Annotated in this window: 17 protein-coding genes; 6 read left to right on the plus strand and 11 right to left on the minus strand. The window is 61.8% G+C overall.

Features of this window, described 5'->3' with window-relative positions; translation table 11 throughout:
- Positions 1-66: 66 nt before the first annotated feature.
- On the minus strand, positions 67-5,325 hold the full coding sequence (locus AB4O36_RS02170) for a dermonecrotic toxin domain-containing protein (protein WP_460140962.1): 5,259 nt from the start codon (positions 5,323-5,325) through the stop codon (positions 67-69).
- 217 nt (positions 5,326-5,542) lie between these two features.
- Here AB4O36_RS02170 and AB4O36_RS02175 point away from each other — a divergent pair, with 217 nt between their 5' ends.
- The 4 genes from AB4O36_RS02175 (at position 5,543) to AB4O36_RS02190 (ending at position 9,071) form a co-directional block, all read left to right on the plus strand.
- On the plus strand, positions 5,543-6,574 hold the full coding sequence (locus AB4O36_RS02175) for an alpha/beta fold hydrolase (protein ID WP_460121275.1): 1,032 nt from the start codon (positions 5,543-5,545) through the stop codon (positions 6,572-6,574).
- Positions 6,575-6,703: 129 nt separating this feature from the next.
- The gene (locus tag AB4O36_RS02180) at positions 6,704-7,369 is read left to right on the plus strand and encodes a DsbA family oxidoreductase (protein ID WP_460121277.1); all 666 of its coding nucleotides are present in this window, start codon (positions 6,704-6,706) and stop codon (positions 7,367-7,369) included.
- A gap of 101 nt (positions 7,370-7,470) precedes the next feature.
- Positions 7,471-8,166: a hypothetical protein gene (locus AB4O36_RS02185; protein ID WP_460121279.1), complete on the plus strand. Its 696-nt coding sequence runs from the start codon at positions 7,471-7,473 to the stop codon at positions 8,164-8,166.
- Positions 8,163-9,071, plus strand: coding sequence for a hypothetical protein (locus AB4O36_RS02190; RefSeq protein ID WP_460121281.1), 909 nt, complete (start codon positions 8,163-8,165; stop codon positions 9,069-9,071). Before AB4O36_RS02185 ends, AB4O36_RS02190 begins: the two co-directional genes overlap by 4 nt.
- A 42-nt stretch (positions 9,072-9,113) precedes the next feature.
- Here the strand turns inward: AB4O36_RS02190 and AB4O36_RS02195 are convergent, their stop codons facing one another.
- The 6 genes from AB4O36_RS02195 to AB4O36_RS02220 are packed head-to-tail and all read right to left on the minus strand — an operon-like array spanning position 9,114 to position 16,422.
- The gene (locus AB4O36_RS02195; RefSeq protein WP_460140963.1) at positions 9,114-10,505 is read right to left on the minus strand and encodes a sigma-54-dependent transcriptional regulator; all 1,392 of its coding nucleotides are present in this window, start codon (positions 10,503-10,505) and stop codon (positions 9,114-9,116) included.
- The gene (locus tag AB4O36_RS02200) at positions 10,495-12,270 is read right to left on the minus strand and encodes a sensor histidine kinase (protein WP_460121284.1); all 1,776 of its coding nucleotides are present in this window, start codon (positions 12,268-12,270) and stop codon (positions 10,495-10,497) included. Before AB4O36_RS02200 ends, AB4O36_RS02195 begins: the two co-directional genes overlap by 11 nt.
- Before the next feature lie 6 nt (positions 12,271-12,276).
- Positions 12,277-13,404, minus strand: coding sequence for a GNAT family N-acetyltransferase (locus AB4O36_RS02205; protein ID WP_460121286.1), 1,128 nt, complete (start codon positions 13,402-13,404; stop codon positions 12,277-12,279).
- A gap of 42 nt (positions 13,405-13,446) precedes the next feature.
- A complete protein-coding gene (locus tag AB4O36_RS02210) occupies positions 13,447-14,328 on the minus strand; it encodes an alpha/beta hydrolase (protein WP_460140964.1) in 882 nt (293 codons plus the stop codon).
- Positions 14,325-15,719, minus strand: a complete 1,395-nt coding sequence (locus AB4O36_RS02215; RefSeq protein ID WP_460121290.1) for an aspartate aminotransferase family protein — start codon at positions 15,717-15,719, stop codon at positions 14,325-14,327. The genes AB4O36_RS02210 and AB4O36_RS02215 overlap by 4 nt, the downstream gene beginning before the upstream one ends.
- Positions 15,712-16,422: an HAD-IB family phosphatase gene (locus AB4O36_RS02220; RefSeq protein WP_460121291.1), complete on the minus strand. Its 711-nt coding sequence runs from the start codon at positions 16,420-16,422 to the stop codon at positions 15,712-15,714. The genes AB4O36_RS02215 and AB4O36_RS02220 overlap by 8 nt, the downstream gene beginning before the upstream one ends.
- A gap of 229 nt (positions 16,423-16,651) precedes the next feature.
- Between AB4O36_RS02220 and AB4O36_RS02225 the strand changes: the two genes are divergently transcribed.
- Positions 16,652-17,413: a MipA/OmpV family protein gene (locus AB4O36_RS02225; RefSeq protein ID WP_460140965.1), complete on the plus strand. Its 762-nt coding sequence runs from the start codon at positions 16,652-16,654 to the stop codon at positions 17,411-17,413.
- 72 nt (positions 17,414-17,485) lie between these two features.
- Entirely contained in the window at positions 17,486-18,352 is an 867-nt protein-coding gene (locus AB4O36_RS02230) for a fatty acid desaturase family protein (protein ID WP_460140966.1), read from the plus strand.
- Positions 18,353-18,450: 98 nt separating this feature from the next.
- Here AB4O36_RS02230 and AB4O36_RS02235 read toward each other — a convergent pair whose 3' ends face one another.
- The 4 genes from AB4O36_RS02235 to AB4O36_RS02250 all read right to left on the minus strand — a co-directional run bounded on the left by AB4O36_RS02235 (position 18,451) and on the right by AB4O36_RS02250 (position 20,594).
- A complete protein-coding gene (locus tag AB4O36_RS02235; RefSeq protein ID WP_460126562.1) occupies positions 18,451-18,855 on the minus strand; it encodes a DMT family transporter in 405 nt (134 codons plus the stop codon).
- A 10-nt stretch (positions 18,856-18,865) separates the two neighbouring features.
- Complete coding sequence (locus tag AB4O36_RS02240) at positions 18,866-19,240, minus strand: DMT family transporter (protein ID WP_460140967.1); 375 nt, start codon at positions 19,238-19,240, stop codon at positions 18,866-18,868.
- On the minus strand, positions 19,237-20,157 hold the full coding sequence (locus tag AB4O36_RS02245) for an arginase family protein (RefSeq protein WP_460121298.1): 921 nt from the start codon (positions 20,155-20,157) through the stop codon (positions 19,237-19,239). The genes AB4O36_RS02240 and AB4O36_RS02245 overlap by 4 nt, the downstream gene beginning before the upstream one ends.
- 107 nt (positions 20,158-20,264) lie before the next feature.
- Positions 20,265-20,594, minus strand: coding sequence for a GlpM family protein (locus tag AB4O36_RS02250; RefSeq protein WP_460142102.1), 330 nt, complete (start codon positions 20,592-20,594; stop codon positions 20,265-20,267).

Here is a 20,594-nt window from a genome sequence, read left to right on the forward strand (position 1 = left end):
TCTGTCGAATTTCTCCGACGATGCACTTCACCTTGTAGGAGCGACGTCGCTCCTACAAGGGCAGGGTCACAGCGTTTCAAAATACGGCAACACCGCCGACTTCTTACCGATGTCGGCGTATGGCAAGTCGGCATTGTGGGCGTGGGTCAGGAAGCGGTGTTCCGGCAGTTTCAAATGAGCTTTCTCGAAGGCACTGAACGCCGCCGAAGCCTTGGCGTAGTGAAAATGTGCATACCACACCACTTTTTCAGGCGTTTGCGACAGGTCCCAGATTTCGTACTCCTGCATATGATCGGTGCGACCATCGCGACGTTTGCCGAGGTTTTTCATTGGGCTCACCTTGCGCACTTCGACCACGCCCTGGCCGATCAGGTCTTCAAGCATGCCGTCAGTAGGGGCTCGGGTCTTCAACGACTGGCGGGTTCGCAGTGCGCGCCCGGTGGCGGTCAATTCAGCGGCCTTATCCCTGAGCTGGGCGATGAGAGCGTTTTGCGGCGCCAGCTCTTCGATGCTGCGGGCGCGCAGGGTCAGTTCGTTGGCTTCGCTGAGCATCATGTGTTCCAGGTCGACCGGCAGCATGTCCTGGGACGCGTAGGACTGCACACGTGTTTCGTAGGCGGGTTGTGCGTTGAGGCGTTTGCGCGCCTCGGTCACTAGCGATTCCAGGCTCCTGGGTGCGGGTGAAGCCAGTTGTGGTTGCGGGTTCAAAAGGCGGGATTTACCGTCGGAGGCCGGCTCCCAGATTTCCACGCGGCCGTCCTGCCCGTTGAGGGTGTACTGGCGCTGACCCGTTGCCGGTTCCGTGCGCTCGGTACCGATCAACCATTGATCGTTTTCGGTCAAAAACACCTTTTTCGTGCGCTGGCCGGATGGCGCGGCGGGCGGTGATAGGTCGAGGCCCTTTCGTGCGCGCTCGGTCATTTTTTCCAGAGCATCCAGCAGGGGGGAGACGGCTTCCAGATGGAAGTGCTGCGGATAACTGGCAGTCCATGCTTTCATGTCGCGGCGGAACTGACGGTACTGTTCGATGCAGTCCAGCAGGATTTGGTTGCGCTGCGCCCGAGTGGCGGTCACCTCCGGCAGGCTGAACTGCGTGAACAAGGCCCGGTCGACCCGGGCGCGTTTGAGTTGGGTCTGGTTTTGCAGGAGGAACCACGACAGATCGCTGGTGCTGTCGTAACGGGTCACGCTTTCCAGCAGATGTCCGGTTCGCAGGTACAAAATGTTCGACTCGCTCAAACGCGTGTTCAGTTCGTTGACTTGCGCGGTCATCTGCGCCCTGTCGCTGCCCAGGGTGATGCGTTGATACCAATGATTAAGATCGCCCCGGCGGGCCTCGATCGTATCGAACGACTTGAGGATATCCAGGCGCAGTTTCCTGATGTCCTCCAGCAGCACCAGCCGCTTCGTGAGCGCTTCCACCGGTGTCGCATCCAGCGTTTCCGTCAGGTCGTCGGCGCGGTCCAGCAGCGGTTGCACCCGATGATTGTCGAAAATCAGACGGCGCCTGTAGCGGTCGGTCAGCAGCAGTGCGCCGTTGCTCTGAAACTCCACCAGCACCCGGCGCTTGTTGCCGTGAGTGAGAGGCAGCAGTTCGGCGAGTGTCTGATAGTACCTGTTGCCCAGTTCAATATCGGCGATGCAGGCCGCTTCGGCAGCGTCCATCAAGGCCGGAACACGCTCCGGGCTGGCGTCGTATGCCGCCAGCCTGGCATCCGTGTGTTTGACCTGGGCATCGATTTTCAGGGCGATGGAGTCGGCGGTCTCGGTCAACTCATGGTGGCGACGGAACGTCCGGTCGACCCACCAGCGCGGCAGCCGTTGGCGAATCGCTTCAGGCCATAACGGGTCCAGCGCGCTGGCCAGGTGCCCGGGCAGGTTTCCGCCGCCCCGGCCGCCACCCTCGAAGGTCGTGCCGTAGACCCCGAACCAGGTGTCCCAGCGCCCCGATTCATCCAGGGCAATCGGCTGTTGGTAGGTTTTTCGACTGTTGCCGAGCAGACGCCACTGACGCGAGTGGTTGCTCAGTTGCACCTGGAAAATGCGGCCCTGACGCACGATGAAATCGCCGTCGGCGTGCCGATAGACATGGCGGTAGAGGCCGTGGGTAGCCGGTTGCACTGGCCACAACGAGATCGGGCGTTCGTATTCGTAGCCGGCGAAGCGGGCCGCCAGATGGCGCTCGTGGCGCGTTGATGGTGCGGACCATGCGGCTTTTCCAGCAGTCAGTGCCCGCAACTGGCGAGCACGGGTCAGTTGCCGGGCCGCCGGCGCGAGCGAAGACACGGCTGCCTCGCCCGGAAGCAGGTCCATGGCGGCGTCGATCAGGCAAAGCAGCACCGTGCGCAACTGCGCGACACCGTCACCGACCTCACCGCGCAGAAACGCGACTGTTGCCTGGTTTGCCGCCGTCCAGGCGTCGTAGAGGGCAATGGCGGTGCCGACGAAAGGCAACATGCCCAAGGCCATTTTTATGTAGTTGAAGGCGCGCGGGCCTTCCAGCGCATAACGCTCCAGTTGCAGGGTGGCGTTGGAGCGAGACGTGTCGCGATGGGCGATGATCAGCCGTCCCATATGGGCATCGAGCAAATGTGCAGCTAACGAGGTGGATGCCGGCCAGGGCGTTCCGATGCCGATCATTGCATCGAAGTGCCTGAGCGACGCTTCATTGATGCGGCTTTCATGCGCCCGGACATCGCCCTGCAATGCGCGGCCGGCGAGGTACTCAAGCATCCTGTCTTGCAGGCACAGGTTGAACAAAGCCTTGCGCGCAATTTCCAGGTTGTCATAGCGGCGCAGGAATTGACCATCGGGACTGTCAGGCAAGTACAGTAACGTCGTGCCGCTGACCTGTTCCTGAATAAACGTTACGCCAGACAAGGTCACCGGACCTTCATCGGGTGTGTCCTTGCCGCCCACCGTCAGGCGCGCTGGCAGCAGGACAATACGTCGGTCATCGACGCGCCAGTCCGCCGGGGTGCTGGCGTCGATGGCAATGCCCAGAATGGTGAGATCGTCACGATTGATCTGTTTCTGCAGCCGCGCGCATTCGCCCTGCAACTTGAGCATCAATCGCCAGGGTTCGATCAGGCATTCGCGGCGGTGCTCGCGTACGAACGATGTTTCACTGGCCGAGCCCCTGAAAGCTTCGATGATCCGTCGTTCGTAGGCGTTGGGCAGGTCCAGCTCGGGGATGACTTTGCGCAGGTAAGTGGGCGTTAAACCGTTGAGCAGGCGCACGCGTTCCTTGTCATCGTCGGCGGTGATTTGCCGGTGCATCAGCACCATGCGCTGTGACAAGGGATCCTGTTGCACCGACTGCTTGCTGTCGATATTGAGTTGCGCCAACGCTTCGAGCGACATCCTGCTGCGCTGGGGGCTGGCGACCATGACGGAGGTCGGCACCGGTCCGGTGGGGCCTGCGCTGTAGCGTGTCTCCCAGGTGACGGCATCGGGGATATCCAGTTGCACATCAAAAGCGCCCTTGAGCGAGAAGTCTTTGCGCAAACGGGCTTGCAGGTGTTTACGGGTGAACTGGTTGCGCGGTTCCAGAGCGATCGTCAGCAGCTCGTGGCTGTGGGCCATCGCCGGCAGGTAGGCCTCGATCAGGGCTTTGAGTTCACCGCGATCAGCCATCGACAGCTTGTCGAGCCAGTCGGGCAAATGGGCGGCGAGCGCGACGCTGCGATCCTGTTCAAGCCGATGCGCCCACACCAGGTTTCGGGCCGCGTCCACGGGCACCTGCAAGGCTGCCAGGGCGTTGGCGCGCAGTGATTGCAGTTGTTCGGCACGCTGCGGTGCATCGTCGGCGATGGCCCTGGCCCCTGTTTCGAAGTCGCTGGTCAGTTGTTTCAGGCCGTGTTCCAGCGCGTCGCCGCTGAGGGGGTGTACGTGCAAGGCGGCAACCTTGTCCTGTGGCGCGATCTTGAACATCACGCGCTCCAGCTCGCGACGATTGGCGAAACGTTGCAGACCGCCGCCGGCTCCGGGCCAGTAAAGCAACACGCTGTGGGGCGAATCGGCATCGGCGAGCGCGGCAGCCACGGTGACGATGAATGCACCGTGCAGGGCATGAGTCGTTTGCTCGTCCGTCACTTTTGCCACGCTCAGGCTGGCGGATACCCAACCGGTGTCGGCAGCGTCGAGCACGGCCAGCAGTTGCCTGTATTCATCTTCATCGAGTTGTTTGAGCGCCCGTTGCAGGGAGGCTTCGGCCTTCAGCCCGGCCCTGTGCGCATCGAGCAGCGCCGTGAACGTGCGGTCGAAGTTGGCGGGGCGCGGATGCTGAAGCAAGGCTGCCGCAGCCGCGTCCGCATCCAGCTCGGCCTTCTCCAGGGTTTGCTGCGCATCGTGCAACGGTTGCAGGTCCGCACCATCGCCCATCGCCTGGATCAAGGCGTCGAGCGCATTGCGTTGCCGGTTTAATGCGGTCTCGCGCACGGACCACGGGATGTCGGCGTACAGGCTGCCGAATAGCGGCTGTTCGTCGCCCTGCGATTGCGAGGTTTCGAGCCGGGGCGGTGAGGCGATGACGGGGCTGTTGCGGCGCTTGGGGTATGCCTCGTCAGACAGGGCCAGGGTGCCGTTGCGCAATGCGTTGACCTGCGCCTGTTGATAGTGGGCGAACAGGTCGCTGGCGCCAACGCTCATCGGGTCGAGGTGTGCGGTGTATTCGATGCGCAGGTTACCGCTGGGCAGGCCCTGCGGCACCAGTGCCTGGCGAGCCAGCCATTGCTCCAGGGCGCTGCGCTGTTCGAAGCTCGCAATCGCAATGGGCCGGCTGGGCAGATACAGCAACAGGCCGCCATCCGTCGATTGCTCGAGGCTGATGACCCAGGCGCCGGTGAGTTTGATGCGGCTTTGATTGCTGAGCACCAGTGCCAGTTGTTCAGCCCGAATGGGTTGGGGGTTGGGTGTGGATTCGCCGGAATCGATGATCGACAGCAGCGTCTGGTGCTGCTGCGCGCTGATGGTTCTGTGGGCGAAGGACCAATCGGCAGCCGCCTCGACATGCTGACGGTAGAGCTCGATCGCCCGTGATTGCCGCGAGACCGCTGTGCCCGCAGCGCGAGCACTCCAGAAGTCGCGCCAGCATTCGTTGAGGACCTGCTGTGGGTCGGTCTTTGGTTGTGTGAGCACGCGCGCGTTTATGTCGTGGCTGGTCGGTACGCTGGCGGCCAGTTCTCCCAAGCCCTCGGCGCTGTCACGCCAGCGCCTTAGAGCGCTGAGCATCAAGCGTTCGTCATGATGCCGGGGCAGGGGTGAGGGCGTCGGGAGGGCGAGCAGTTCGGGAGTGGGTAGATTGGGCAGGCGTCTATCAATCATGGGGCTTGGCTCGGTGGGGGCGGGATATCCGCCGTGAGCGAGCCATTTAAGAAAACCTCTGGCGGGCGTTGGCACTACATAGTTATGACGGCAGGCGCAGACGCGCAGACGACCGCTGGGCAATCTTCATCAAACTGTCACGCAACTGTGGCAGCGCGCTTGAACGAACTTCATCAGACTCGCGCTCTACTGGGGTTCTGCGTTTCGGTGTTTTTTCATGTGTGCACGTTTTTTTTCCACCGCGGTTTTTGTGGCCGCGTTGTTGTTCGGCCTGCCATCTCTGGCGGCGTCTCGATGCGATGTCAACGTTGCGACCGAACGGGTCGATCTGGCGCAGGTGAGCCTGGCGTACCAGAGCATCGGTCGTGCCTCGGACCCCGCGTTGCTGCTGGTGATGGGCCTGGGTGGACAGTTGATTCACTGGCCGGATGAGGTGGTGGTTGCGCTGTGCCAGCAGGGGTTTCGGGTGATTCGATACGACAATCGCGATGTCGGGCTCTCGACCTGGCGTCAGGCGCCCATCGACGCCAACCTGACCTTTGAAGTGCTTCGCTACAAACTGGGCCTGCCGGTGGCGGCACCGTATTCGCTGACGGACATGGCCGACGATGCGCTGGGCCTTATGGATGCCCTGCACATCGAACAGTTCCACGTGTTGGGTGCGAGCATGGGTGGGATGATCGCCCAGCACATGGCGGCCATGGCGCCGCAGCGGGTGGAAAGCCTGACCTTGATCATGACCACCTCCGGCGCCGAAGGCCTGCCGGCACCGAGTGCAGCGCTGGTGCAATTGCTGTCGCGTCGTGGCGCACCGAATCGCCAGGTCGCGCTGGAGCAACAGGCCGATTTGCTTGCGGCACTGGGCAGCCCGACGGTGAGCGATGATCGCCAGGCCTTGTTGCAGCAGGCGGCCGTGGCCTATGACCGTGCCTTCAACCCCGAAGGCGTGAAACGCCAGATCATGGCGATTCTCGCCGAACCGAGTCGGGTGGCGCTGCTCAATCAGTTGCGCGTGCCGACGCTGGTGGTGCATGGCACGGCCGATCCGTTGCTGCCGGTCATGCACGGGGTGCATCTGGCCGCGCATATCCAGGGCAGCCAGTTGCGCCTGATCCCCGGTCTGGCCCATCGCTTCCAGGAAGCCTTCAAGGCGCCGCTGTTGGCGGCAGTGTTGCCGTACTTGCAGGCGCATCGCGAGGACACCTCGCATTGGGCGCAGATTACCGCAACGCAGCCACTGTCTCTGTAGGAGCGAGCTTGCTCGCGATGCGGTGTGTCAGAAACACTAATGCCCACTGACACACCGCCATCGCGAGCAAGCTCGCTCCTACAGGGGAGCCGGGTGTATGTTTGGACTTTGCCCCCTGCGAGGTCCGTGATGAGCACTCCCCTGAAAATCGATTTCGTCAGCGACGTGTCCTGCCCCTGGTGCGTCGTCGGCCTGTACGGCCTGACCCGGGCCCTGGAAGAGCTGGGCGATGAAGTGCAGGCCGAGATCCGCTTCCAGCCGTTCGAACTCAATCCGAAGATGGGCGCCGAAGGGCAGAACATTACCGAACACATCAGTGAAAAATATGGCTCCACGCCCGAACAATCGCAGAAGAATCGCGAAATGATCCGTGCCCGTGGCGCCGAGGTCGGGTTTGCCTTTCGCACGGATGGCAACAGCCGCATCTACAACACCTTCGACGCGCACCGCTTGCTCTACTGGGCCGGGCTGGAAGGGTTGCAGTTCAATTTGAAGGAAGCGTTGTTCAAGGCGTATTTCAGCGACGGCGGCAATCCGTCCGACCACGGCCAGTTGGCTCTGATCGCGCAAAGTGTCGGCCTCGACGCGCAACGGGCCGAAGCTATCCTGGCTTCGGATGAGTACGCGGGCGAGGTCCGCGAAGAAGAACAACTGTGGTTGTCCCGAGGGGTGAGTTCGGTGCCGACGGTGGTGTTCAACGGCCAATACGCGGTTACGGGTGGGCAGCCAGTGGAGACGTTCGTCGGGGCGATTCGTCAGATCATCAGTGAAGCGCAGACGAACGCCGACCGCTGATCCCGAGAGGTTGAAAGAAAATATGTCAATGTGCCACTATTGAGGGATGCCGTCGCTGCCGATACAGACAGCGACGTTTTCAATTCATAGGGATTTGATTCATGACCTTTCACGCTTTTCGTACGTGGGCGGCGCTCACTTTGCTCGCCTGCCTGACCCTCACCGGTTGCGCCAACATTCAACCCCCAGTGCCACTGGATCAACAATTCTGGGATGCCAAGGAGCCGACCGTCGGTGTGGCCATCACGGTAGTGCCACCGCCAGTGCTGGCCCTGACCGGCAACCAGGGGATTCTCGATTACGCCATCAACAAGGGCGTGAACAGCAAGCTCAGTGACAACGTCGAAAAATGGCAGGTGCGCGACCTCAACACGTTGCCCGATGTCATCGTCGCCAAGCTCGAGGCCAAGGGCTACAAGGTCAAACGCATCAACGAGCCAGTCAACCTGGAGTCCTACAAGAAAATCAGTTTCCGTGAAGGTTATACCGTGCGCGACCTGACCCCGCTCAAGGCCACCTACGGCGTTGATCGGTTGTTGCTGGTAAACGTCTTTGCCACTGGCGCCACCCGCAGCTACTACGGCTTTGTGCCGACCAGCGTACCGATGGCCCAAGTGACCGGGCAGGGCATGGTGGTCGATCTGGCGGACAACAAGCTGCTGTGGTTCAAACCTTTTGCCGTGGTGCAAGCCGCCCAGGGCGAGTGGGACGAGCCGACCTATACCAACCTGTCCAACGCCTTCTACCAGGCCATGGATACCAGCCGTCAGCAAATGATCACGCCGTTCGAACAATGAACGGGTCGTTGCGCGTAGTGGCGGCATCGCTGCTGTTGATGCTGGCCGGGTGTGCGCAGAAACCGGCCCCTGAAGCCGGTTTCCGCTCCCAGGGTGCAGCGCCCTATGTCCAGGCCCACGGGCTGAAAGTGGACCTGCAACTGCCACAGGCATTTGTCGGGGCCAGCACGGTGATCGATGCCAAGGTGGCACAGGATGCCGCGTCTTCGAGCCACAACCTGATCGCCAACTCCGGCAACACTGCCGGGTTGGCCGGGCTGCTTGTGGCGAGCCTGATCAACACCCAGATGGGCAGCGGCAGCTTGCAGCGCGATGCAGAAAATGTGGCGTTGAAGGAAGCGCGGCCGATGGCCGATCTGCTGGCCGGCGTGCCATTGCAGGAGCGCTTGCAACAGCGTTATCAACAGGCATCGCAAGTGGCCGGGTTGAAGCAGGGCGAGGGCGCCGTCACCGCGCGGCTGCTGATTGAGCCCAAGCTGATGCTGACCCCGGACCGTGGCAGTTTCATATTGGTCAATCAGGTGCAGGTCCAGGACATCGCAGGTTCCGCGCTGTACCGCATGCGCATCGAAGTGGCCAGCCAGCCGATCCGTCGTTGCGGCAAGCAATGCATCGACGACGGCAGCCTGGAACTGGCCAAGGTCACGGCGGTGCTCGATGAGTGCATCGACGAGTCCATGCGCGTTCTGGCCGCCGATCTGATGCTGCCGGCGCCACCGGAGGCCGCCCAGGAAACCCTGCGCTATGTGCTGGATGGTCAGCGGGTGGTCGAGCGCGGTTATCAATTGGCCAACCAGGGCAGTTATTGGCGCTACCGCAACCTGTATGGCGCGGTGAAGTCGGTGCCGGTCCCCTTTGAAGATGCACTGACCCAGGCGCAGTTGCAGAAGGTGTACGGGCGGTAATCCGGGCCGTTTCCAGGTCGAGCCTGGAAACGGCCCTCGCTGTCAGCGCACGATCTTGTCCACATGAATGCCAAGTTTTTTCAAGCGATACCAGAAACTGCGCTCGGTGATCCCGATCAATTGCGCAGCGGCAGCCTGCACGCCGTTGCTCTGTTGCAACGCCGCGAGAATATAGGCCTTTTCCACTTCCGCCAGGGCCGTGTCGAGGTCGGCTGGCACGCCGTTGGCGTCGGCAAGCGGCGCGCTGTTGCCCAGCGTTTGTGTGGCGAACAGATAGGCCGGCAGGTCGTGTTCTTCGATTACCGCACCGGACGCAACGATGGTGGCGCGCTCCACGCAGTTTTGCAGCTCGCGGATATTGCCCGGCCACGAATAATTGGCCATGGCCTGCAACGCCTCTGCGCTGAAGCCAGTGAAACGTTTGCCCGCGGCGGCGCCCAGGGTATTGGCAAAGTGCCGGGCCAGCGAGGCAATGTCCTCGACCCTTTCACGCAGGGCTGGCAACGGGATGGGGAAGACGTTGAGACGGTAATACAGGTCCTCGCGAAACTCCTTGTTGGCCACGGCGTCCAGCAGGTTTTTATTGGTGGCAGCAATAACCCGCACATCCACCTTGCGTTCGCGGGGGGCGCCCACCGGTTCGATGATCCGCTCTTGCAAGGCACGCAGGATTTTCGCTTGCAGAGCTAGTGGCATTTCGCCGATTTCATCGAGAAACAGGGTGCCCTTGTCGGCTTGCTGGAAGCGCCCGACGCGGTCCGCCACGGCGCCGGTGAAGGCGCCTTTGCGGTGGCCGAACATTTCGCTTTCCAGTAGCCCATCGGGGATTGCCGCACAGTTTACTGCGACGAAGGGTTTGTCGGCGCGACTCCCGTGTTTGTGGATGGCCCGGGCGACCATTTCCTTGCCGGTCCCGCTTTCGCCGGTCAGCAGGATGGTCGCGCTGCTTTCGCGCACCGAGTCGATCGCTTGGCGCACCCGGCGAAAACTCGGGCTGTCGCCCACCAGGCTGTCGATCTGCTGATGTTCGTCGAGTTCGGCGCGCATGCGCTGGTTGTCTTTGAGTATGTCTCGGAATTGCAGGGCCTTGCTGACCGTGATGTCCAGTTCATCGATGTCGAACGGTTTGGCGATGTAGTCGAAGGCGCCGTTGCGCATTGACTGCACAGCATTCTTCACCGTGCTGTAGGCGGTCATGACGATCACCGGTAACTGCGGGTAGCGAGTCTTGATTTCCGCCAGCAGTTGCGGGCCATCCATGCCGGGCATGCGCCAGTCGCTGATTACGAGGTCGATGTCCTCGCTCTCCAGTACCTTGAGGGCGTGCAGACCGTTGCCCGCGGTGAATACCGTGATCTCACCCTGGCCCAGGGCCGAGGCCAGCAGGTCGCACAGCTTGGGCTCGTCGTCGACCACCAGTACGTTATGCGTCATCACGACCCTCGTCGAATGCTTCACTATTGGCCGGAATGTACAGGCTGAAGGTGGCGCCGGCATCTTTTTCGCTGACGCATTCGATGTGCCCGTCATGGTTTTCCATGATCGAATACACCTTGGCCAGTCCGAGTCCGGTGCCGGAGGCCTTGGTCGTAACGAACGGGGTGAACATCCGTTCGAGCATGTCGGCCTCGATGCCCTGGCCGGTGTCGCTGATGCTGATGACAGTGTAGTGCTGGTCGCTACTGATACCCAGGGTCAGGCGGCCGCCCTCGGGCATGGCGTCGATGGCGTTGACGATCAGGTTCAGGCCGGCCTGCTTGATTTGCCGAAGGTCGGCATACAGGGTCGCGCCAGGGGCCCTGTCGTCGATCTGCACGGCGATGTTGTGGCTGGCCAGTTCCGGGGCGCAGAACCCGGCCAGCTCATCCATCAGTGGCCGTGCCAGTTGCGTGGAGCGCATGGGTGCGCTGGGTTTGGCGAAGTCGAGAAAGTCGGTGATCAGGTCGTTGATACGACTGACTTCGCTGACCACGTATTCCAGGTGTCGTTTGTCGGTCTGCGGCAGGTCGGCCCGCCGGTGCAGCAGTTGCGTCGCGGTCTTGATGATGCCCAGCGGGTTACGGATTTCATGGGCCAGGCCCATCGCGACTTCGCCCAGCGCGTGCAGGCGGTCGCGTCGCCGTAACTGCGATTCCAGGTGTTGCAACTCGCCGAGGCGTTCGCTCATGTGGTTGAAGGTACTGCTCAATTCCGCCAGTTCATCGCCACCGCTGACGGGCAGGCGCTGGCGATAGTCCCCGGCAATGACCGCCTGTACGCCCTTGGATAGCCCACGCAACGGCTTGGTCAGGCGCTGCGAGACCAGCCAGCCCACCGCCAGCGAGGCCGCTGTGCTGAGCAGGAAAATCAGGATGAACAGGTTGCTTTGGTTCACCAGCCCGACCAGGGTGGAGTGGCGCAGCAGGCCGCTGAAGACCACGCCCTGCAGCTCACCGTTTTCATTGAGAATCGGCCGGTAGATGCCGCTGTAGCGGCTGGTGGATTGTTCAATGGGTTGCTTGCTGCTACGCAGCAATTGTTCGATACCCTTGGGCACGCTGGCCGGGTGATCCTCGAAGCGCTGGGTGGAAAAAATTTCCGACAGCTCATCACCCCTGGCCAGGTACAGGCGCAGGTCCAGGGAATGCACATCGGCAACGCTGGTCAGGAAACTGTCGTCCAGGTAGGTGCCGATGATCAGCTTGTAGTCGACGTTGTCCTGTTCCGTTTCGAAGGTCGAGATCACGGTGCCGGTGGCCACGCCCCCCACTTGCAGTGTCTGCAGCACGGCCTTGGGTGCCGTGCTGATCTGCCGCACGATGTCGTCCGCGGCGTTGCTGAACATCACTTTGCGATCGCTGTTGCGTATCAGTGCCACCACGTCGATGCCCATTGCCCCGGCAATGTCGGTACTGAGCTTGTCGTGGCGCACCGACACCCGATCCGTGGACGGGCGGGTGTAGCGCAGGAACAACTGCGCGACCCTGGCGTTGTCCCGCAGGATTTCGCTGATCTCGTCCTCGACGATCTTGGTCGACTCCTGCAACCATATGCGCACGTTGCTCTCGAATATTTGCGACAGCGTTGTCGCCGCGAGTTCGGCAGCGATCATGGTCGGAATGACGCTGACCAGCCAGAATGCCAACACCAGTTTGCGTTGCAGGCTCCAACCGGAAAGGGCGAAGGGTCGGGTGGTGGCGCGGCGGTCTTTAATGGTCATGTTGACTTATTGCAGCTCACTTATCGCAGCCGCCATGGCCGGGTCGGTACGGTCCGGGCGGATGAAGGGTTTGACCAGGCGCAGAAAGTGATCGAGCACCGGGTTGCGATGACGGAAGAACAGGGTGTTGCCGACGAACGAACAACCCAGACGCAGCTTACTGGCATAGCCTGCCTGACCGCACGCGTAGAGCGTCATACCGTGCTCAATACAGTAGCTGACATTGGTCAACCAGGTACGCATGTAAAGCTGGTGATCGCGGGTGCGATCCAGGTCATGGGCGAAGAACTTGTCGATCATGCGCTGTTGATCCAGCAGGACAAGGTTGAACGCCACCAGCTCATCGTCGACCCAGTAAAGCGCGCACGCAGCCCGCTCACCCAAGTGTTCCAGCACCTGCTGGAAGTAGCCGTCGGGCAGGCGCTCGAAGCTCAGGTCGCTGCGGGCCAGGGTCGCTTCGTACAGCGGCATCATGCGCGGAAGCAGGTCATGTACAGAGCGGCGCCATTCGATGCGCGGGCCCTGTTTGCGCAAGATGCGGCGCAGATCCTTGCGGGTGGATTTGCCAAGGCTGCCCAGGTACGCGTCTACCGAGCCAAATGTGATCGGCAGCTCGGCACCGGGTAAACCGGGCATGCCTTGCAGGCCGGCCGCACGGCATGCCGCGAGCCACTGTGGGTGGAGCTGGGAGGCATCCTTGACCGCGAGCAGGCCGATCCCGGCGCGGTTGGCATCTTCACGAGCGAGGTCCAGCAGGCGAGCGAACAGGGAAGGCCATCGCCCCGCAACAATGTCTGGGGCGATACCGACATGGCATCGCTCGGCCACCGGGGAGCCCAGCGCATACAGATGCACGTCGAACAATCCGGGCCACCATCGCTGCAGCCGTTCAGTCAAACGCTTGGCCGGGCCCTGCACCGTGGTGTCCAGGGAGTAGGCCGTCGTGAACGCCACCGTCGCCGCAATCAGTCGACCCTCTTCGAACAGTGCCAGGTAACGCCATTGAAAGCCTTCAATGCCGGCTTGCTCCACGGCTCGATAATAAGCCCAGTCTTCGAGCTCATCGGGAAAGCAGGCATTCCAGGCGGCGCGATCAATCGCCTCGATGGATGACAGAATTTGCGCGGTGGTCACGTCGCTTCCTTAGTAGGCCAGGCTTGCCGTTTTGCCGTTGGATCACGCCAGTTGCCGCAATGGCTGGGCTGGCATGCATTGGGGTAGGGAGGGCTGAAGGGCGCGATGGTGGTCGATGAAGTCGACACTCAGCTCTACGACGCGGCGGTATTGCAGGTCAACGGTGATCATGTGGTAGCAATCGTCCAGGAGGATCTTTACCACTTCGCCACCCAGCTTGCGTTCCACGTAGTCGGCATTCCAGCGGCTGGTGATGTCGTCTTCGATTGAGTGCAGGACCAGCGCCGGGGTCTTGATGGACGGCATGCGTTTTTTCACTACGGCGTTCATGCGGTGCAATTCGCGCACGGTCACACCCTCCATGGTCAACAGGCCGGCCTGGCTGCTTTCACCCTCTTTCATCTGCCGTTCGACGATGGCGCGCAAGCGTTCATTCTTGATGCCGTAAGGCGGTTTCTCCTCGAAGCGGCAGATGTGCACACCGAACGGAATTTTCATCAGCAGGGGCGTCAGGAACGCCAGCTTGTGAATGCTCCAGCCGTCGTACTTGAGTGTCGTGGAATACATCAGCAGCCCGGCGACTTGTCCGGGATGCTCGGCGGCCACGTACATGGACATCACCGCCCCCATTGACAGGCCGCCGACGAACACTTTGCGGTGACGCGCGCGGATGCCGACGAAGGTGCGGCGCACGCCCTCATACCAGTCGCGCCAGCCGGTGGCCTGCAAATCGGCATTGTTCCCACAGTGCCCGGCCAGGGTCGGCACGTAGACTGTGCACCCGGCCTTGGCCAGGCCCGCGGCCACCCGACGCAACTCCGTCGGGCTGCCGGTGAGGCCGTGGATCAACAGCACCGCGACCTCACCCGAGCCGAGAACGAAACCGGCGTTGCCTTCGCCCATGTCGATCCCGTGTTCGTTCATCGTTTCATCGCTCGTGCCAGCAGGCGGTCGAGCAGGGCGATGCCCAGGTCGATTTCCGGGTAGCTGATTTCCAGGGATGGGGCCAGGGTGATGACGTTCTTGTAGTAGCCACCCACGTCGAGAATCAGACCCAGGCGCCGGCCGTCGATCTCGATGTCGCCCTTCATGCCTTCCTCGACCATGAAGTCCAGGGTGGCCTTGTCCGGTGTAAAGCCATCCGGCGCGCAGATCTCGCAACGCAGCGCGAGGCCCAGGCCATCGACATCACCGATGATCGGGTAGCGCTTCTTCAGGTCCTGCAGGCCTTCGAGGAAATACCGGCCCTTGTTCATGACCATCGCACCGTAGTCCACTTCGCTGGTCATCTTGAACATTTCCAGGCCCACGGCGGTGCCCAGGGGGTTGGAAGCGAAGGTCGAGTGGGTCGAGCCAGGCGGGAAGACTTTCGGGTTGATCAACTCTTCCTTGGCCCAGATGCCGCCCAGGGGGTTGAGGCCGTTGGTCAGCGCCTTGCCGAAGACGATCACGTCGGGCTTGACGTCGAAGTGCTCGATCGACCACAGCTTGCCGGTGCGGTAGAAGCCCATCTGGATTTCATCGACCACCAGCAGGATACCGTGCTGGTCGAGCACGTGCTTGAGTTCGCTGTAGAAGTTCATCGGCGGGATCACGTAGCCACCGGTGCCCTGGATCGGTTCGACATAGAACGCCGCGTATTCGCTGGCGCCGACCTTCGGGTCCCAGACACCGTTGTATTCGGTCTCGAACAGGCGAGCGAATTGCTGCACGCAGTGGCTGCCGTACTCTTCCTTGGTCATGCCCTTGGGTCCACGGAAGTGATAGGGGAACGGGATGAATTGTGCGCGCTCGCCAAAGTGACCGTAGCGGCGACGGTAGCGGTAGCTGGAGGTGATCGACGAGGCACCGAGCGTACGCCCGTGGTAGCCGCCTTCGAAGGCGAACATCAGGCTTTTGCCATTGCTGGCGTTGCGTACCACCTTGAGCGAATCCTCGATTGACTGCGAACCTCCGACGTTGAAGTGCACGCGACCGTCCAGGCCGAATTTCTTTTTGGCGTCCACCGCGATCATTTCCGACAGCTCGATCTTGCCCTTGTGCAGGTACTGGCTGGCGATTTGCGGAAGGGTGTCGATCTGCTGTTTCAACGCGTTGTTCAGGCGTGGGTTGGCGTAACCGAAGTTGACCGCCGAATACCACATTTGCAGGTCCAGGTAGGCCTGGTCTTCGGTGTCCCAGACATAGGAGCCTTCGCAGCGACTGAAAATGCGCGGCGGCTCGATATAGTGGACGGTGTCGCCATAAGAGCAGTACCTGGCTTCCTTTTCCAGGAGGATCTGGTCTTCGGCGGTGGCGATGCGGGTATCAGACATGGTGTAGGGTTTCCTGTGTTTCAGAAAGGGTGTCGGTGTTGAACGAAAGGGCGTTGGCCGAGCGCGCCACTGGCAACCGGGCAAGCAATTGCGGCAGCTCGGCAAAGCGGTCGAAACGTGCGTGGGCGATGCCGTTGCGCTCGCAGTACTCGACCAAGCGGCCCTTGGCGAAGACGAAGTCGGCGGTGGCTGCTACGCACATGTCGGACTGGCCATCGCCGATCACCAACACGCGTTTGCTCCGGGGCGTGGATTTGCATTTGCAGTTGCCGGAGGCGGCGCGGCAGGCATCGCTGGCATAAGGGAAATCGATGCGCCACTGGTTGTGCTCTACCTGGCGCAGGCGGTTGGCGAGTATCGGCAGGAGCGTGACGTAGTTGCGCGACAGGATCCGCGCGATGCCCTGCTCGATGCCGTCGCTTACCACTTCCACGGTGGCGCCCAGGCCGATCACGTGGTCGACGAAGTCGGGAAAATCCGGGTCGATCTCGACGCTGTCAAAGAACTCGAGCAATTGCGCCGGCGTGGCCTTGATCAGCGCAAGCTGGCGGCTGAGGCATTCCCGTGAACCGATAGTGCCTTGCAGCCATTCGTTTTCGATCGTTTCCCAGCTGGGGTCGGCGAAGCGCCCCAGGATGCTGTCGATCACGTCGGTGGGGGTGATGGTGCCGTCGAAGTCACACACGATATGCCAGTCAATCATCTGCATTTACCTGTTGGTCATGGCAGTTGTGGGATGCGCTGTCTGCGCTTGGCAGGGGAGGGAGCAGGGACTGTGCCAAGTGCACCAGACCCAGTAATGGCGGAGGCTGAGCTGTGTTTGGGTGAGGCGCAGCTACAAATTTTGTAGCTTGCTACAAACAACATGAGTGCTTGCGCGAACGGGGCTGTCGGGGGATTGATGCGCGCAGGTTCGGAAGAGGAATGACGTGATGTCGAACAAAATGCGAGCATTGTTGATCGCGCTCAGTTGCCTGGCCGGGGGCGCCCGCGCAGGCGGCATCACCGGTGAGGCGGGCCTGGGCCTGGGGTATCAGCCCCATGACCCGACCGGTAGCCGCTACGAAACGCGGCCTGTGCCTTACCTCGATCTGGGCTTCGGCGATGTCAGCCTGAGCACCGACGATGGCCTGACCTGGAACGCCGTGAACAGCAGCGGACTCAGCGCCGGGCCATACCTCAATTACCTGCCGGGGCGTACCGCGAACCATGAGTTGCGCGGTCTGCGCGATGTGCCGGACATGGCCGAGGCAGGCGGGTTCGTGCAATACGCCCCGGCCGACTTCTGGCGGGTGTTCGCATCGCTCGGCCAGGCCGTCGGCGGTGGCAGCGGCCAGGGCGGAGTGTTCGGCCGGGTGGGCGGCGAGATCGGTTACCCGCTGGGCGCTGGCGTGATTGGCAGCACCAACCTGACTGCGCATTTTGCCGACGCTCAGGGCACCCAGACGTTCTTCGGAGTCAGTGGCGGCGAGGCACAGGCCTCGGGCATTCGCGCTTACAACGCCTCGGGCGGCTTGCAGAATGTGGCCCTGACCCAGAGCTTCGAATTCCCGCTGGCCGCCCATTGGTCGCTATTGACCAGTGCCAGCTGGATACACCTGACCCGCTCGGCGGCAGACAGCACCATCGTCAAGACTGTGGGCGATGCCAACCAGGGTCAGGTACAGGCTGCGATTGCCTACAAATTCGACTGATTGTGTGGGGCGGTGAATTGGTCTGGGGTTTGCAAACATCCCTGTCGACCTTACTTCTCCAGGATGTTCTTCATGGCTCGTCCCGCTTATCGCCTGCTGGCCCATTCGCTGTGGGATCTGATTCCCATAGCCTTGGGCCTTGCCCATTTCGCCTTCGTCCTGTGGCTGGTTGCCGCCTTTCCTGCACTGGCGTGGTGGGCCTTCGTGCCGCTGGCACTGGGTTATGCCGTCAGCCTGTCGTGGAGCATCAACAGCATTTCGCACAACCAGATCCACAATGCCTACTTCACTCGCGCCTGGATGAACCGTGCCTTTGACCTGCTGTTGTCGGTGACCATCGGCTTTTCCCAGACGCTTTATCGCGATATCCACAACCGGCATCACCGAGGCAACTCCGACCGGCCTGATGCCTCGGGTAAAACCGTGGACCCGCTGTCGATTTACCAGCGCGGCAAGCACGGGCAACCCGAGAATCCCTGGGCGTACACCTTCCTCAGTTTTTTCCGTGACGACCCCAAACCCATTTTCGCCGAGATGCGCCGCAAGCACCCGCAGAATGCCCGTTGGGTGAAGGTGGAAATCTACGTGACGGTGTTGTTCTACCTGCTGCTGGCGGCGTACGACTGGCAGGCGGTGCTGGTGTTGCTGCCGTTCTGGTATCTGGGGCAGGCGCTGTCATCGCTCAATGGGTACTACGAGCATTTTGGCGGCAACCCCGATTTGCCCATCGCCTGGGGTGTCAGCGCCTATAGTCCGCTCTACAACCTATTGTGGATGAACAACGGTTATCACGCAGAACACCATTACCGGCCGAAAATGCACTGGACGAAGGTCAAGGCCTTCCACCGGCAAATTGCCCGGGAACAACGCGAGGCGGGCGTTAAAGACATCCCGCTGGCCCATGGGCTGGGTTTCCTCATCAACCATCACGACGCCTGATTGCAATTGTACGAGCGAGCTTGCTCGCGATGGACGCCCGCGGTATCGGGGGCTGCATCGCGAGTAAGCTCGCTCCTACGCAGGGGGGCGGTCAGGTCTCAGTTATCCTCCCCCTCGGCCAGCAGGGCGATGCCTCCCATGATCACCGCCACGCCCATCCAGTGCAGCGCGCTGATCTGTTCACCCAATCCCAGCCACGACCCCAGCAAGACGCCGATGAATACCAGCGAACTCAAGGGAAAGGCCAGCGACAGGCTGCTTCGGCGCAATATCAGCATCCAGACGAAAAACGCGCCGACGTAGCAGCCGACCGCGACCCATACGCCGGGGGTCAGGAGGATGTCCTGCAGCCATTGCAGGGTGAAATCCATTTGTCCCAGTTGGTCGCCGCCGACCTTGGAGGCGATCTGCCCGCCGCTTTCGAGCAAGATCAGCAATGCCCACAACACCAGGGTGCCCAGGCGCCCATGCAGCCAGTGCAGGGCATTGGAGGGTTGTTGCATCATGCGCGCCTCAGACATGGCCGGCACACACGAGCATGACGCCCGCCGTTATCACCAGCGTCCCCAGCCAACGCCGGCGGCTGACGGATTCGCCCAATACCAGCTTGCCCGCCAGCACCACGCCGCAATAGGCCAATGCCGCAGCGGGGAACAGCAGGCTCAGGGGCGCTCGCGACAGGGCGGCCAGCCAGACGAAAAATTCGATGAAGTAGGCGCCGATCCCGCCCCATAGCATCGGTGCGCTGAGTACCTGGCCCCAGAACAGCCGCAGGCGAAAACCGCCTTCCAGCTGCGGCATCCGGTCCAGGCCGAGTTTGAAAAAGAGCTGGCCAATGACGTCCAGAACAATGGACAGGGCCACCAGTGCAATCACCGTCAAGGTCATGAAAACAGCTCCTCGAACAGTTCGATCAAAGCCTGGTTGGTGCTCGAGTTGCGCAGGATATCGGACTCGCTCCAGCGCTCGGCCGGAGGTTGATCGGTCTTGGCTTCCCAGCGTTTGAACATGTTGCTGAAAGCGGGGCGGGCATATTCCCCGCAGATGTCGATGCCCAGGATGCGTTTGCTCGCCGCCAGCGCGCGCAGGGCCTGCAGCATATGGTACAGGCGCATGCTGCCCTGATCCCAGTTGGTGGCGGCGTCTTCGCTGGCGAGCACGTCCTTGTCGATGGTGATCCACACCGCTGCGGTCGGCAGGTCGGCGATCAGGGCGTCGAGGAATCGTGACCAATCCAGTGTCGACAGGTTGCGCCAGTGCAGCATGTTTTCCTGCTGCCGGTGCCCGGCACCGTCGCCGATCCGTCCCCAGACCTTCGAAGGCGGATGCTGCCAGGGGAACAATTGCAGGGTACCGCGCTTGAGCGCGCCGAGGTTGCCTCCCTTGCATTGCGGGTTTTGCAGGTCATCGCTGCATGGGCCCAGGGTGACGATCCGGCGGACGTTCGGCAGCTTGAGGGCCTGATTGACCCACGAGCCGCAATGGCGGCGCGGCGCAAACCTCACCCAGTCGGGGTGATTGTCGAAATGAATAAGGCTGATTGGCTCGGGCAGGTCGCTCAGGAACGCCGGGGTCAAGTGGTGATAGTCACCGGAGCCGATGAAGAAAATTTCCGGGGCCGGGCCGATGTGCCGGGGCCGTTGTTGCAAGCGTTCGGCGAAGCGGCGCCAAGTGCGTTCGCTGGACCAGAGCCGCAGTTTCGGGCCGAGGTCGAGCAGGTCCAGACGCCTGGCGCGACCGCTTTCGAGCAGTCGCGCGATCGGCGCCTGGGTGGTCAGGCTATGGTCGAGATCTAGAATGTTCAAGGTTGTGATTACCCTGGCAGACCCATCCAGACACCGACCTCATCCATCATGAAGGCCGGCCGGGCGGGTTTTTCGGGGTAAATGCAAGGGGCGGGCCAGCGTTTGTGTCAGGCGTGCACCCGAACCCACATGCTGACCAGCACCGTCGCCGCCATCAACCACGCCACAGCTGCCACCGCCAGCGACGCTTCCAGGCGCATGCGGTCGACCATCACGTACAACGTCGCCAGGTAGATGAAGTACGGAATGATCGACCACATGCCAAACACGATGGTGGTCTTCAGGTCTTCCACCGAACGGCCCTTGCCGACGATGTAGTGGGCGATCAGCGCGAAGGTCGGGAACAGCGGTACCAGGCCCGCGATGTAGTAGTTTCGGGTCTTGGCCAGGGTGGCGAGGATCACCACCACCGCTGCGCCCAGGGTCGCTTTGAGAAT

It is taken from the genome of Pseudomonas sp. S2_E01, assembly GCF_054668365.1.

Bases quoted from the DNA above. Each gene is read 5' to 3' on its own strand.
- AB4O36_RS02170 (WP_460140962.1), bottom strand. From the start codon at position 5,325: ATGATTGATAGACGCCTGCCCAATCTACCCACTCCCGAACTGCTCGCC.
- AB4O36_RS02175 (WP_460121275.1), top strand. From the start codon at position 5,543: ATGTGTGCACGTTTTTTTTCCACCGCGGTTTTTGTGGCCGCGTTGTTG.
- AB4O36_RS02180 (WP_460121277.1), top strand. From the start codon at position 6,704: ATGAGCACTCCCCTGAAAATCGATTTCGTCAGCGACGTGTCCTGCCCC.
- AB4O36_RS02185 (WP_460121279.1), top strand. From the start codon at position 7,471: ATGACCTTTCACGCTTTTCGTACGTGGGCGGCGCTCACTTTGCTCGCC.
- AB4O36_RS02190 (WP_460121281.1), top strand. From the start codon at position 8,163: ATGAACGGGTCGTTGCGCGTAGTGGCGGCATCGCTGCTGTTGATGCTG.
- AB4O36_RS02195 (WP_460140963.1), bottom strand. From the start codon at position 10,505: ATGACGCATAACGTACTGGTGGTCGACGACGAGCCCAAGCTGTGCGAC.
- AB4O36_RS02200 (WP_460121284.1), bottom strand. From the start codon at position 12,270: ATGACCATTAAAGACCGCCGCGCCACCACCCGACCCTTCGCCCTTTCC.
- AB4O36_RS02210 (WP_460140964.1), bottom strand. From the start codon at position 14,328: ATGAACGAACACGGGATCGACATGGGCGAAGGCAACGCCGGTTTCGTT.
- AB4O36_RS02215 (WP_460121290.1), bottom strand. From the start codon at position 15,719: ATGTCTGATACCCGCATCGCCACCGCCGAAGACCAGATCCTCCTGGAA.
- AB4O36_RS02220 (WP_460121291.1), bottom strand. From the start codon at position 16,422: ATGATTGACTGGCATATCGTGTGTGACTTCGACGGCACCATCACCCCC.
- AB4O36_RS02225 (WP_460140965.1), top strand. From the start codon at position 16,652: ATGTCGAACAAAATGCGAGCATTGTTGATCGCGCTCAGTTGCCTGGCC.
- AB4O36_RS02230 (WP_460140966.1), top strand. From the start codon at position 17,486: ATGGCTCGTCCCGCTTATCGCCTGCTGGCCCATTCGCTGTGGGATCTG.
- AB4O36_RS02235 (WP_460126562.1), bottom strand. From the start codon at position 18,855: ATGCAACAACCCTCCAATGCCCTGCACTGGCTGCATGGGCGCCTGGGC.
- AB4O36_RS02240 (WP_460140967.1), bottom strand. From the start codon at position 19,240: ATGACCTTGACGGTGATTGCACTGGTGGCCCTGTCCATTGTTCTGGAC.